Consider the following 13,829-nt stretch of genomic DNA (forward strand, 5'->3'; position numbering starts at 1 on the left):
GTTCGACGGGCCGGGGCCTTGCGGGTGAACGGCAGGTGTCCGCCTGCTCATGTGTCCGCATGCCGGACGGCACGTGTCAAGAAATGGGACGGAGAGTAGGGTCCAGACATGTCTCGCAGCATTCGCCTCGCAGTGATCCCCGGTGACGGTATCGGCCAGGAGGTCGTGGCCCAAGGACTGAAGGTCCTCGGCGCGGTCCTCCCGCAGGACGTCAAGCTGGAAACAAAGGAGTACGACCTCGGGGCCCGGCGATGGCACGCCACCGGCGAGACCCTGCCGGACGCGGACCTGGAGTCCCTCAAGGAGCACGACGCGATCCTGCTCGGCGCGATCGGCGACCCGTCCGTACCGTCCGGCGTCCTGGAACGCGGCCTGCTGCTGAAGCTGCGCTTCGCCTTCGACCACTACGTCAACCTGCGCCCCTCCAAGCTCTTCCCGAACACCGCGACGCCGCTCGCCGGCCGTCCCGACATCGACTTCGTCGTCGTCCGCGAGGGCACCGAGGGCCCGTACACGGGCAACGGCGGCAGCCTGCGCACCGGCACCCCGCACGAGGTCGCCACCGAGGTCAGCCTGAACACCGCGTACGGCGTGGAGCGGGTGGTCAGGGACGCGTACGAGCGGGCCGACGCGCGGCCGCGCAAGAAGCTGACGCTGGTCCACAAGAACAACGTGCTGGTGTACGCCGGCCACATGTGGAAGAAGATCTTCGACAAGGTGGGCGAGGAGTACCCCGAGGTCACCACGGACTACCTGCACGTGGACGCCGCGACGATCTTCTTCGTCACGCAGCCCGAGCGGTTCGACGTGATCGTCACCGACAACCTCTTCGGCGACATCCTCACCGACCTCGCCGCCGCCGTGACCGGCGGCATCGGCCTGGCCGCCTCCGGGAACATCAACCCCACGGGCGCCTTCCCGTCCATGTTCGAGCCGGTGCACGGCTCGGCGCCGGACATCGCGGGCACCGGCAAGGCCGACCCCACGGCCACCGTCCTGTCCACCGCCCTCCTCCTGCGGCACCTCGGGTACGACGCCGAGGCGGCCCGTATCGAGGAGGCCGTCGCCGCCGACCTCGCGGAACGGGGCGAGACCCCCCGCACCACCGGCGAGACCGGCGACGCGCTCGCCGCCCGAGTAGCCGGCTGAGGCCCGCCGCTCGCCGAGCGAACAACCGCTGACCCACAGCGCCGGGCCGTTCCCAGCCCGGCGCTGTACGGCATTTCTGCGACTGTGCTACCGCCGGGTTGGGTGCGACCATCGACCCCTGGCAGGCGCACACGGAACCGCCTTCGGCACCCCGGCGTCCCACCCTCCCCGCACCACGGCATTTCCGTCCCCGGTACCTCGGGAGCGATAATCGAACGTGGAGCCGCTGTACGAGGGGAATACCGGACGTCCTGTACCGACAAGGACTCCGTGAGCGCGGCCCCACAACCTCACCGGTGAAGGACACGCACTCATGACGACGCCCACGATCGAGCTCAAGCCCTCCTCCCACCCGCTCTCCGACGCGGAACGGGAGCGGGCCCTGGCCAGCCCCGGCTTCGGCCGTTACTTCACCGACCACATGGTGACGATCAAGTGGACGGAGGGCCGCGGCTGGCACGACGCCCAGCTGGTGCCGTACGCCCCGCTGTCCATGGACCCGGCCAACATGACGCTGCACTACGCGCAGACGATCTTCGAGGGCCTCAAGGCCTACCGCCAGCCCGACGGCACCGTCGCCACCTTCCGCCCGGACGCCAACGCCCGGCGCTTCCAGGCATCCGCGCGCCGCCTCGGCATGCCCGAGCTGCCCGTCGAGACGTTCATCGAGGCCTGCGACGCCCTGGTCAAGCAGGACAAGGACTGGGTGCCGACCAACGGTGAGGAATCCCTCTACCTGCGCCCCTTCATGATCGCGAGCGAGGTCGGCCTGGGCGTCCGGCCCGCCAACGAGTACCTCTTCATCGTGATCGCCTCGCCGGCCGGCGCCTACTTCACCGGCGGCGTCAAGCCGGTCTCCGTCTGGCTCTCCCGGGAGTACGTGCGCGCCGTGCGCGGGGGCACCGGCGCCGCCAAGACCGGCGGCAACTACGCCGCCTCCCTCGTCGCCCAGGCCCAGGCCGCCCAGCACGGCTGCGACCAGGTCGTCTGGCTGGACGCGATCGAGCGCCGCTGGATCGAGGAGATGGGCGGCATGAACCTGTACTTCGTGTACGGGAACAAGATCGTCACCCCGGAGCTGTCCGGCTCCCTCCTCCCCGGCATCACCCGTGACTCGCTCCTGAAGATCGCCACCGATCTGGGCTACGAGGCCGCCGAGGGCCGGATCTCCGTCGAGGACTGGAAGGCCGCCACCGAGGACGGCTCGCTGACCGAGGTCTTCGCCTGCGGCACCGCCGCCGTCATCACCCCCGTCGGCTCCGTCAAGTCCGAGGCCGCCTCCTGGACCGTCGGCGACGGCAAGCCCGGCGAGGTCACCATGAAGCTCCGCAAGGCCCTCCTGGACCTCCAGACCGGCGCCACCCCGGACACCCACGGCTGGATGCATCCCCTGGGCTGATCCCGGTACCTGATCACTGAACGGCCGCCCGGCACTGTGCCGGGCGGCCGTTCAGTGTTTGGGGAGCGGTTGTTCGGCGGGTGGGGAGCGGTCTTGGGTGACGAGTGCACGTATTTGAGTGCTGATCAAAAAATGAGGGCTAGGTATCGTCAGACTATTGGCAATAAGGGCCCTACTAGTTAGAGTGACGCACCAAAGTGCGCCGCATCGAAACGGCGCCACCGCGCCGCGCACGAACCGCGGGGCGGCCCGGACGGGGGCCGCCCCGCCCCGCTCCGCCCCGGCCTGCCGCCCCGCCCCGAGTCCGGAGGACCCCATGACCACCCCCGCCGCCGACGGCTTCCGTATGCCCGCCGAGTGGGCGCCGCACGAGCGGACCTGGATGGCCTGGCCCGGGCCGAACGCCACCTTCGGGGAGGAGGACGGCGAGGCGCTGGAGCGGGCCCGCCGGGCCTGGGGCGCCGTCGCCCGTGCCGTGCGCCGGTTCGAGCCGGTCACGGTCGTGGCGGGCGCCGGGCAGGCGGACGGGGCGCGGCAGTTGGTCGGGCCGGGGATCGAGGTGGTCGAGCGGGCTCTCGACGACGCGTGGATGCGGGACATCGGGCCGACCTTCCTGACGGACGGGAAGGGGCGGCTGGCCGCCACCGACTGGGTGTTCAACGGGTGGGGCGGGCAGGACTGGGCCCGCTGGGAGCGGGACGCCGGGGTCGGCGGGTACGTGGCCGGGCTGGCCGGGGCCCGTACGTACCGTTCGTCGCTGGTCAACGAGGGCGGCGGGCTGCACGTGGACGGCGCGGGAACGGTCCTGCTCACGGAGACCGTGCAGCTCGACCCCGGGCGCAACCCGGGGCGGACGAAGGAGGAGGTCGAGGCAGAGGCGCATGCCTGCCTCGGAACGACGAAGGCGGTCTGGCTGCCGCGTGGACTGACCGCCGATTACGGGCAGTTCGGCACCCGCGGGCACGTGGACATCGTCGCCGCGTTCGCCCGGCCCGGCGTCGTCGTCGCGCACACCCAGCCCGACCCGGCCCACCCCGACCACGAGGTGTGCAAGGAGATCGTCGGGCTGCTGCGCTCCTCGACGGACGCGTGCGGCCGGCCGCTGGAGGTGGTCGAGGTGCCTGCGCCGACCGTCGTGGAGGCGGACGGCGAACCGGTGGACTACTCGTACATCAACCACTACCTGTGCAACGGCGGTGTGGTGCTGTGCGCGTTCGGCGACCCGCGCGACGAGGAGGCCGTCGGGATCTTCCGGCGACTGTTCCCGGAGCGGACGGTGACGCCGGTCGACGCCCGTACGATCTTCGCAGCGGGCGGTGGCATCCACTGCATCACCCAGCAGCAGCCCAAGGTGGGCACCGTGTGACGATCCCGGAGGTTCCCGTGCCCGGACCGGCCCGCCGACCACGGCGGCGGCTCAGCCAGCCGCGCGAGCAGGTTCTCGCCGCGGCCATGGCCACCATCGCCGAAGCGGGCCTGGACCGGCTGACCATGGCCGGGCTGGGCCGCGAGGTCGGGATGAGCAGCGGGCACATCCTCTACTACTTCGGTACGAAGGACGAGCTGCTGCTCCAGACCCTCCAGTGGAGCGAGGAGCAGCTCGGCGTCCAGCGCCGGGCCACGCTCGCCCGCCGCGTCCCGGCCCGCGAACGGCTCGACGCGCTGGTGGAGCTGTACCTCCCGGCGGGGCCCCGGGATCCGCGCTGGACCCTCTGGCTGGAGGTGTGGAACCGCTCGCAGTACGCGGACGACGACGCCCGCGAGCGCCAGCTCGACCTGGAACTGGCCTGGCACCGCGACCTGGTGGCACTGCTGGCCGAGGGCGCTTCGAAGGGCGAACTACGGGCCGTGGACGCGGACCGCTTCGCCACCCGTACGCGCGCGCTGCTGGACGGCTTCGGCACGCACCTCGTCGTCGGTCTGCCGGGCCTGGACCGGGAGCAGGTGCTACGGCACGTGGGGGAGTTCCTGGACGAGGCGCTGCGGCCCGCGGAAGGGCCGTGAGCGCAGACGCCCGACGCCCGGCCCAGGTTGTACGGAAAAGAGCGCGTTGACCCTGTCGTGGCTGATGCGGTTGTATCCCCTGGCGCTCCGGCGCAGGGCCGGAGGCGGGTGTTTCCGGGGGGAAACATGGGCGTGGGGACGACGGACAGCGGCAGACGCCGGCTCTTACCCGGGGCCGTCGTGGCCGCCGCCCTCATCGGGGCGGTGGCACTGAGCGGTATGGACGCGCCCGCGGTGGCGGCGGGCGGCCACGGGCCGCGCACCGAGCGGGTGAACACCGCGCCCGACGGATCGGAGGCGGTCGGCGGCGGTTCGTTCAACGCCGCGATCAGCCCCGACGGCCGGTACGTCGCCTTCGACTCGGAGGCCGACAACCTCGCGCCGGGCGACGACAACGACGGCACCCTCGTGCACGACGTCTTCCTGCGGGACCGCCGCACCGGCACCACCCGCCGCCTCAACGCCCCGCTCGGACCGGGCAACGCCGACTTCGCCACGATCAGTGCGGACGGCCGCTACGTCGCCTTCAACGCCGAGACGAACGGCACGTACCACGTCTACGTCCACGAGATCCGCACCGGCCGCCTGGAGCGCGCCGACCTGGACATGGACGCGGGCTTCACCGGCGGCGAGACCCCCGCGCTCAGTGCCGACGGCCGTTACGTCGCCTTCCTGGGCCGGCAGGCCACCGACCCGCCGCCGAACGAGGAGTTCGGCCGGATCTACGTACGCGACCGCCGGACCGGGACCACGCGCCGCGCCAGCAGGGTCCCCGCCAAGGAGGGCCGCGGCTACGACTCGCCGCGCATCAGCGCCGACGGCGGCAAGGTGGCCTACCGGGAGCGCAGCCGGCGCGGCGGCGGCCCCGGCGGCGAGCGCGACTGGGCCGACATCCACCTCGCCGACCTGCGCACCGGCGAGCAGCGCCAGATCGACACCACCGCCGACGGCCTGCCCGCCACCTCCGGCTCCACCGACCCGCTGATCAGCGCCGACGGCCGTACCGTCGCCTTCAACTCCGCGGCCAAGAACATCGTGCCGGTGCCCGACGAAGCCCGCTCCTACGTCTTCGTACGCAACGTCCGCACCGGCGCGGTCCGGCGCGTGGACGGCATCAACGGCGACCAGTACGCCACGGCGGACGCGATCAGCCCGGACGGCCGGCGTCTGCTGCTGCACTCGTACGGCGCCGAGTACGGGCTGTACGTCAAGGACCTGAGGACCGGGCAGGACACCCTGGTCAGCCCCGGCACGGACGGCAAGCCCCGGGCGGCCACCGCCGGGCCCGACGCGATGACACCGGACGGCCGCGAGGTCGTCTTCGAGTCGCACCTCGACGACCTGGTGGCCGGTGACACCAACTACGAGACCGACGTGTTCCTGCGGCACGTCCGCTGAGGGGTGGCGCCATGCCGTACGCATCCGGGCGCGGCGCGGTCCTGACCGCCGCGCTGACCACCGTGACCGCCATAACCCTCACCGGCGCCAGGCCCACGCCACCCGCGACCGCCGCTCCCGTACCGCCACCCGGCTACCGCATCGCCTTCGCCTCCGACGCGGCGAACCTCGTGCCCGGCGACACCGACAAGCTCCGGGACGTGTGCGTCCGCGACTCCCGTACGGGTGAGCTGACCAGGGTGCACGCGGCGTCCGCCGGAGCGCCGGCGGGCTCCTGGGCCCACGAGCCCGCACTGAGCGCCGACGGCCGTACGGTCGCCTTCACCGCGTCCCACCGGGTCTGCGACGGCCACGGCCCGTGCGGCGAAGCCTCCACCGTCCACGTCCGCGACCTGCGCACCGGCCGCACCGAACGGGCCGACGTGGACCTCGAACCGGGCTTCGGCATCGCCTCGTACCAGCCGGCGGTCAGCGCCGACGGCCGCCACGTCGCGTACCGGACCAGCGTCCCGAAGGTCTCCGGCAAACCGCAGACGGACGTGTACGTCACGGACCGCGCGACCGGCGCGGCGCGCCAGGCCGACGTGCCGTACGACGGCACCCCCTCCGACCGCTACTCGACACTCGACGACATCAGCGCCGACGGCCGGTACCTGGCTTTCCAATCCGCCGACGGGCTGTCCGTACGCGATCTGCGCGACGGCGGTACGCGGATCGTGCAGCCCGCCACCGACCTCCGCGACGCCGCACTGGACGCGCACGCCCGCACCGTCGTCTTCGCCTCGTGGGCGGACGGCCTGGTGCCGGGCGACACCAATGGGCGCGGGGACGTGTTCGTACGCCGTTCGCGCGCATCCCCCGCAGGTAACGAAGCGTGATCGTTGCCCGCCGGGCTCTTGCCGCGGCGGGCGCCGTCGGAGAGCGTGATCCCTCATGGGACGAGAGCAGTGGAAGAAGATCTGGGTCGGCTCGGCCGGCAACATGGTCGAGTGGTTCGACTGGTTCGTGTACGCCAGCTTCGCGGTGTACTTCGCCGACTCCTTCTTCCCGAAGGGGAACGACACCGCCAACCTCATGAACACCATGGGGATCTTCGCGGTCGGCTTCTTCATGCGGCCGGTGGGCGGCTGGCTGCTCGGCCGGGTCGGTGACCGCAAGGGCCGCAAGGCCGCACTGACCCTCACCGTCACGCTGATGTCCGCCTCGGCCGTCCTCATCGCCGTCGCACCGACCTACGCGGCGGCCGGGTACGGCGGCGTCGCCGTCCTGCTCATCGCCCGCATGCTGCAGGGGCTCTCGGTCGGCGGCGAGTACGCGGCCAGCGCCACCTACCTCACCGAGGCGTCCGCACCCGGCCGGCGCGGCTTCGCCTCCAGCTTCCAGTACGTGTCCATGACCGCGGGCCAGCTCCTCGGCCTCGGCCTGCAGATCCTCCTCCAGCGCACCATGTCCGAGGAGGCGCTGCACAGCTGGGCCTGGCGCATCCCGTTCATCATCGGCGCGCTCGGCGCGGCCGTCGTCTTCTACCTGCGGCGCAACATGCTGGAGACCGAGGTGTACGCGCAGGACGACAGCGCGCACAGCGACCCGGCGCGCGGCACGATCAAGGCACTGTGGGCGCACAAGCGCGAGGCGTTCCTCGTCATGGCCCTCACCATGGGCGGTACCGTCGCGTACTACACCTACACGACCTACCTCACCAAGTACCTCTCCGGCAGCGCCGGGATGGACAAGCCGACCGCCTCGATGGTCAGCTTCTGCGCGCTGTTCGTCTTCATGTGCATCCAGCCGCTGGCGGGCCGGCTCTCCGACCGCATCGGGCGCCGCCCGCTGCTGATCACCTTCGCGGTCGGCTCCACCTTCCTGACCGTCCCGATCATGACGCTGCTCAAGCACGCCGGCAGCTTCTGGCCCGCCCTCGGCCTTGCGCTGCTCGCGCTGCTCGTCGTCACCGGCTACACCTCGATCAACGCCTGCGTGAAGGCCGAACTCTTCCCCACCGGCATCCGCGCCCTCGGCGTCGCCCTCCCGTACGCCATCGCCAACGCCCTCTTCGGCGGCACCGCCGAATACGTCGCCCTGTGGTTCAAGAAGGGCGGCATCGAATCGGGCTACTACTGGTACGTGGCCGGCTGCGCGGCGGTCTCCTTGATCGTCTACATCACGATGCGCGAAACAAGGACCATCGACCTGAACCGGGTGAAGCAGGCGGAGGAGCAGAGCACGTCCGTGCCCGCACAACCGGCCGAATCAAGCCCGTCCGGGGGCACCTCCCAGCGGTAGCTGGGGGAGATTGAGGACACAGGAACGGTCACCCCCGGCGGCCCGCACTGTGAGACACCCGGCCCCCCTCCGGGAACGTATGGCAAGATGCCCCCATGCTCCCGTTCGCCACGATTATTGGCAGCAGGCGCGCCGGTCCGCAGTGACCGCCCCGTACGCACCGAGTACGGCGCGGTCACCGTCGCCCCAGACCCGCGCGCAGACCTCTCGCATCCGCGAGGGGTTTTTTCGTTTCCGGCCCACCTTCCGCCGGAGGCGGAGCGCGCGGGACCACGAGGGGGCGGTGGAACCGGTCATTCCGGTAAACCGAGACCCCGACAGGAGCCAGACCAGCCATGACGGACGCACCCGAACCCGAACCCGCGTTGTCCGACGCCTTCCACGTCTTCGACACGACGCTGCGCGACGGGGCCCAGCGCGAGGGCATCAACCTGACCGTCGCGGACAAGCTGACCATCGCCCGGCACCTGGACGACTTCGGCGTGGGCTTCATCGAGGGCGGCTGGCCCGGCGCCAATCCCCGGGACACGGAGTTCTTCGAGCGGGCCCGTGCGGAGATCGGTTTCCGGCACGCCCAGTTGGTCGCGTTCGGCGCGACCCGTAAGGCGGGTGTGCGGGTCGAGGACGATCCGCAGGTCGCCGCGCTGCTGGAGTCGCAGGCGCCGGTCGTCACGCTGGTCGCCAAGTCGCATGTGCGGCATGTGGAGCTGGCGCTGCGCACCACGCCGGAGGAGAACCTCGCGATGGTGCGGGACACCGTCGCCCACCTGCGCGCCCAGGGCCGCCGGGTCTTCCTGGACTGTGAGCATTTCTTCGACGGGTACGCCCTCGACCCGGCGTACGCCAAGGAGGTCGTCCGGACCGCGAGCGAGGCGGGCGCCGATGTGGTGGTGCTCTGCGACACCAACGGCGGCATGCTCCCCGCGCAGGTCGCGGCCGTCGTGCGGACCGTGCTGGCGGACACCGGGGCGCGCCTGGGCATCCACGCGCAGGACGACACCGGCTGTGCGGTGGCCAACACTCTCGCCGCCGTGGACGCGGGCGCCACGCACGTGCAGTGCACCGCGAACGGGTACGGCGAGCGGGTCGGCAACTCCAACCTCTTCCCGGTCGTGGCGGCTCTGGAACTGAAGTACGGGCGCCGGGTGCTGCCCGAGGGGAAGCTGGCCGAGACCACCCGCATCTCGCACGCCATCGCCGAGGTCGTCAACCTCACGCCGTCCACGCACCAGCCGTACGTCGGGGTCTCGGCGTTCGCGCACAAGGCCGGGCTGCACGCCTCCGCCATCAAGGTCGATCCGGATCTCTACCAGCACATCGATCCGGCGCTGGTCGGCAACAGCATGCGGATGCTCGTCTCCGACATGGCGGGCCGCGCCTCCATCGAGCTGAAGGGCAAGGAGCTGGGCTTCGACCTGAGCGGCGACCGGGAGCTGGTCGGCCGGGTCGTGGAGCGGGTCAAGGAGCGTGAGCTGGCGGGGTACACGTACGAGGCGGCCGACGCCTCCTTCGAGCTGCTGCTGCGCGAGGAGGCGGAGGGGCGGCCGCTCCGGTACTTCCGGGTGGAGTCGTGGCGGGCGATCGTCGAGGACCGGCCGGACGGTACGCACGCCAACGAGGCGACGGTGAAGCTGTGGGCCAAGGGCGAGCGACTGGTGGCCACGGCCGAGGGCAACGGTCCGGTGCACGCGCTGGACCGGGCGCTGCGGGTGGCCCTGGAGCGGATCTACCCGCAGCTGGCCGGGCTGGAGCTGGTGGACTACAAGGTCCGCATCCTGGAGGGCCGGCTGGGCACCGGTTCGATCACCCGCGTCCTGGTGTCCACCAGTGACGGGCAGGGGGAGTGGTCGACGGTCGGCGTGGCCGAGAACGTCATCGCCGCGTCGTGGCAGGCGCTGGACGACGCGTACGCGTACGGGCTGATGCGGGCCGGGGTCGAGCCGCAGGAGTAGACCGCGCTGCGCGGGAGTGACCGCGGCCCCGTACCGGTCCTTGGGGGAGGAGCCGGTGCGGGGCCGCGGGGTTTCGGGGCGGTGGGCCGCCGGGCGGGACGGTCTCAGGCGGCCGCCTTGACCGCCGAGATGTCGAAGGTGAGCTTGACCTTGTCGCTGACCATGACGCCGCCGGTCTCCAGCGCCGCGTTCCAGGTCAGGCCCCAGTCGGAGCGCAGGATCTCGGCGCTGCCCTCGAAGCCGACGCGCTCGGCGCCGTACACGTCGGTGGCGGCGCCCTGGAACTCCAGGTCGATGGTGAGCGGCCGGGTGACGTCCTTGATCGTCAGGTCGCCGGTGACGCGGTAGGTGTCGGCGCCGGCCCGCTCGGCGGCGGTGGAGCGGAACGTCATCAGCGGGAAGGCGTCGGCGTCGAAGAAGTCGGCGCCGCGCAGGTGGGCGTCGCGGTCGGCGATGCCGGTGTCGACGGAGGCGATCGTGACGTCGACGGCGGCGGTGGAGCGGGCCGGGTCGGCGCCGTCCAGGTGCAGGGTGCCTTCGTGGGTGCCGAAGGAGCCGCGGACGTTGGTGACCATGGCGTGCCGGACGGTGAAGCCGATCCGGCTGTGTGCCGGGTCGATGGTGTAGTCGCCGGTCAGGGCGGCGAGGGCCGGGTCCGCGTCGAGGACGGCGGTGGCGTGGGCGGTGGTGGCGTGGCCGGCGTCGGCGGCTGCGCTGCGCTTGCGGTGGAACAGAGCCATGGCTCCTCCTCGAAGACGGATTGTTTAACCTTCAACGAGAACGAGCGTAGCGGGATCTAGTTCAAGTTTCAACATTTGATCCGCGGGGGAGTGATGCGGATGTCCCGCGGTGGGCGTGTCATGGGCATTGTCGGAGCGCGGTGGCCCGTGGCAGGGTCTGCACCGTCGGGCACCGTTCAGTGACTGTGTGATGCAACCACCCCGCACCCGTACGCAGTTGACGTTCACGGAGAGGACCGACCGTGCCGCCTTCCCCCGCCTGGTCCCGCCGGGGCTTCCTCGGCTTCTCCGGAGCGGGCGCGCTCGGCCTGGCGCTGACCCCCGCGCTCACCGGCCCGGCCCCCGCCGCACACGCCGCCGACGGCGACCCGTACGAAACCCTCCGCCGCCGCTGGCTCGGCATCCAGCTCGGCACCGGCTACGACCCCGCCGCCGAACCGTACGCCACCCGCCTGAAGGAGACCGGCGAGCTGGCCCGCGGCTTTCGCGCGACCATGCGCCCGGCCGCCGGCTCGCTCTGGCCCGACAGCCCCTTCGACCCGCCGGCCGGCATCACCCGCAGCTACAACCGGCTCGCCACCATGGCCCGCGCCCACGCCCAGCCCGGCACCGGCCTGACCGGGGACGCCGCCCTCGCCGCTGACATCGTCAAGGGCCTGGACCACGTGCACGACACGGTCTACCACTCGGGTACGGCGCGCTACGGCAACTGGTGGGAGTGGCAGATCGGCAGCCCCCGCCTCCTCCTGGACACCGTCGCGATGCTGTACGAGCAGCTCGGCGCGGACCGGCGGGCCCGCCACCTGGCCGCCGTCGACCACTTCGTCCCGGACGCCATGCTGGGCGACTACACCGGCACCAGCACCGGCGCCAACCGCGTCGACCTGTGCCGTGTCGTGGCGCTGCGCGGCATCCTCGGCCGGGCCCCGGCGAAGATCGCACTGGCCCGCGACGCGCTGTCCCCGGTCTTCCCGTACGTCACCAAGGGCGACGGCCTCTACGCCGACGGCTCCTTCATCCAGCACACCTGGGTCGCCTACTCCGGCACCTACGGCTTCGTCCTCCTCGACGGACTCGGCCGCCTCTTCACCCTGCTCGGCGGGACCGACTGGGCCGTCACCGACCCGAAGCGCCAGATCATCTTCGACAGCGTGGAGCACGCCTACGCGCCGCTGCTCTACAACGGCCTGATGATGGACAGCGTCAACGGACGCGCCATCAGCCGCGGCTACCAGCGCGCCGACGAACGCCGGGTGCTACGCGGCGACCATTTCCACGGCCACGCCCTGGTCGCCGCCGTCGCCCTGCTGGCGGAGGCGGCCGGTGCGGGGGAGCGGGAGCGCTGGCAGGCGATGGTCCGGGGCTGGATCCGGCGCGACACGAGCTACCCGGTGCTCGCCGACCGGCAGTTCGAGGCCGCCGACCTGGCCCGTCTCAAGGGACTCGCGGACGACGGCGGCCCGGTCGCCCCCGAACCCGTCGCCCACCGGCTCTTCCCGGCCATGGACCGGGCCGTGCACCGCCGCCCCGGCTGGGCCGCGGGCCTCGCCATGGCCTCGGACCGCATCACGTACTACGAGAACGGCAACGGCGAGAATCCGCGCGGCTGGCACACCGGCGCCGGAATGCTCTACTGGTGGGGCCGCGACTTCGCGAACGGCCAGTACACGGACGCCTTCTGGCCCACCGTCGACCCGTACCGCCTGCCCGGCACGACCGTGTCGGCCAAGCGGCTGGCGGACAACGAGGGCGGCGGCTGGGGTGAGCCGAAGCCCGCCGCGCGCTGGGTGGGCGGCACCACGGACGGGGAGTTCGCCGTGGTGGGGCAGGACGTGCGTGGGCTGTCCTCCACCCTGCGCGCCAAGAAGTCGTGGGTTTTCGCCGCGGACTGCGTCATCTGCCTGGGCGCCGGTATCACCTCCCGCGACGGCGTGCCCGCCGAGACGGTCGTGGACAACCGCAACCTGGGCGCGTCGGGCACGCAGGCGCTGACCGTCGACGGCGTACGGCAGCCCGCGGCGTGCGGCCGTCCGCCGGCCTTCCCACGCGCACGCTGGATGCACCTGGCCGGGCACGGCGGGTACGTCTTCCCCCGCGTCCCCGGCGCCGGGGAAACGGTCCTGCACGCGCTGCGCGACACCCGTACGGGCGCATGGAGCGACATCAACACCGGCGGCTCGCCCGACCCCCTCACCCGCCGCTACCTGACCCTCTGGATCGACCACGGCACCGACCCGGCGGACGCCGCGTACGCGTATCTGCTGATGCCCGGAGCGGGCCCGCGCGCCCTCGCTGCCCGGGCCGCCGACCGCCGCTGGCTGACCGTCCTCGCCAACACCGGCGAACGGCAGGCGGTCGCCGTCCCCTCGCTCGGCCTCACCGCCGCCACCTTCTGGCAGGCCGGGTCGGCCGGCGGGCTGACCGTCTCGGCGCCCGCGAGCGTCCTGCTGCGCGAGCGGCCGGAGCACACCGCGCACGGGCGGCACGGCGGCCGGACGGCGTCACTGTGCGTGTCCGAGCCGCCGCGTACCGGCAAGCCGTTCGAGGTGGTCTGGAACCGTCCCGTCCGCGCCGTGCTCACCGCCGACCCCTCCGTCACCGTCCTGGCGACGACCCCGGCGCTCCGGCTGCGCATCACTCCGGGCACCGCCTGCACCACCCACACCTGCACGGTCGCCCCGCGCTGACCGGCCGTTCCGCCTGATCGGGGCGCCGCACGGCGCCTGATCGAGCCCTGGCGGCGCCCGGCCGGGGTGTGGACTGCCACAACGCCACGCGGGGTCGCTTTGTAGGGCCCATACATACCGTTGCGGCCGTCCGGCGTGCCCAGGAGGGCATACGCAGGCCGCGTCCAGCGCGCTTCTGTCCTGCCTGCCCACCAAATCGCTTCCGACGTTGTACGAA

At 72.1% G+C, this 13,829-nt stretch carries 10 protein-coding genes; 9 read left to right on the top strand and 1 reads right to left on the bottom strand.

The genetic code is table 11. The features are described 5' to 3' along the window. Window positions 1-108 precede the first annotated feature (108 nt). The 8 genes from ACZ53K_RS28570 to cimA all read left to right on the top strand — a co-directional run bounded on the left by ACZ53K_RS28570 (window position 109) and on the right by cimA (window position 10,185). Window positions 109-1,149 carry a 3-isopropylmalate dehydrogenase gene (locus ACZ53K_RS28570; RefSeq protein WP_468841889.1) on the top strand — a complete coding sequence of 347 codons (1,041 nt, stop codon included), beginning with the start codon at window positions 109-111 and terminating at the stop codon, window positions 1,147-1,149. Between the two features lie 313 nt (window positions 1,150-1,462). Next, entirely contained in the window at window positions 1,463-2,548 is a 1,086-nt protein-coding gene (locus ACZ53K_RS28575; RefSeq protein ID WP_468841892.1) for a branched-chain amino acid aminotransferase, read from the top strand. 316 nt (window positions 2,549-2,864) lie between these two features. Then, entirely contained in the window at window positions 2,865-3,914 is a 1,050-nt protein-coding gene (locus tag ACZ53K_RS28580; RefSeq protein ID WP_468841895.1) for an agmatine deiminase family protein, read from the top strand. A 17-nt stretch (window positions 3,915-3,931) separates the two neighbouring features. After that, complete coding sequence (locus ACZ53K_RS28585; RefSeq protein WP_468842110.1) at window positions 3,932-4,552, top strand: TetR/AcrR family transcriptional regulator; 621 nt, start codon at window positions 3,932-3,934, stop codon at window positions 4,550-4,552. A gap of 180 nt (window positions 4,553-4,732) precedes the next feature. Beyond that, window positions 4,733-5,950, top strand: a complete 1,218-nt coding sequence (locus tag ACZ53K_RS28590) for a TolB family protein (protein WP_468841897.1) — start codon at window positions 4,733-4,735, stop codon at window positions 5,948-5,950. Window positions 5,951-5,961: 11 nt separating this feature from the next. Continuing rightward, entirely contained in the window at window positions 5,962-6,828 is an 867-nt protein-coding gene (locus tag ACZ53K_RS28595; RefSeq protein ID WP_468841899.1) for a TolB family protein, read from the top strand. Between the two features lie 55 nt (window positions 6,829-6,883). Beyond that, window positions 6,884-8,233, top strand: a complete 1,350-nt coding sequence (locus ACZ53K_RS28600; protein WP_468841902.1) for an MFS transporter — start codon at window positions 6,884-6,886, stop codon at window positions 8,231-8,233. A gap of 335 nt (window positions 8,234-8,568) precedes the next feature. Next, window positions 8,569-10,185: a citramalate synthase gene (gene cimA, locus ACZ53K_RS28605; protein ID WP_468841905.1), complete on the top strand. Its 1,617-nt coding sequence runs from the start codon at window positions 8,569-8,571 to the stop codon at window positions 10,183-10,185. 104 nt (window positions 10,186-10,289) lie between these two features. Here the strand turns inward: cimA and ACZ53K_RS28610 are convergent, their stop codons facing one another. Then, window positions 10,290-10,925: a YceI family protein gene (locus ACZ53K_RS28610; RefSeq protein WP_468841908.1), complete on the bottom strand. Its 636-nt coding sequence runs from the start codon at window positions 10,923-10,925 to the stop codon at window positions 10,290-10,292. 242 nt (window positions 10,926-11,167) lie between these two features. Between ACZ53K_RS28610 and ACZ53K_RS28615 the strand changes: the two genes are divergently transcribed. Beyond that, window positions 11,168-13,612, top strand: a complete 2,445-nt coding sequence (locus ACZ53K_RS28615; protein ID WP_468841910.1) for a polysaccharide lyase 8 family protein — start codon at window positions 11,168-11,170, stop codon at window positions 13,610-13,612. The last annotated feature ends 217 nt before the right edge of the window (window positions 13,613-13,829 follow it).

The organism is Streptomyces sp. NPDC033221 (assembly GCF_055577005.1).

Bases quoted from the DNA above. Each gene is read 5' to 3' on its own strand.
- ACZ53K_RS28580 (WP_468841895.1), top strand. From the start codon at position 2,865: ATGACCACCCCCGCCGCCGACGGCTTCCGTATGCCCGCCGAGTGGGCG.
- ACZ53K_RS28600 (WP_468841902.1), top strand. From the start codon at position 6,884: ATGGGACGAGAGCAGTGGAAGAAGATCTGGGTCGGCTCGGCCGGCAAC.
- ACZ53K_RS28610 (WP_468841908.1), bottom strand. From the start codon at position 10,925: ATGGCTCTGTTCCACCGCAAGCGCAGCGCAGCCGCCGACGCCGGCCAC.
- ACZ53K_RS28575 (WP_468841892.1), top strand. From the start codon at position 1,463: ATGACGACGCCCACGATCGAGCTCAAGCCCTCCTCCCACCCGCTCTCC.
- ACZ53K_RS28570 (WP_468841889.1), top strand. From the start codon at position 109: ATGTCTCGCAGCATTCGCCTCGCAGTGATCCCCGGTGACGGTATCGGC.
- cimA (WP_468841905.1), top strand. From the start codon at position 8,569: ATGACGGACGCACCCGAACCCGAACCCGCGTTGTCCGACGCCTTCCAC.
- ACZ53K_RS28595 (WP_468841899.1), top strand. From the start codon at position 5,962: ATGCCGTACGCATCCGGGCGCGGCGCGGTCCTGACCGCCGCGCTGACC.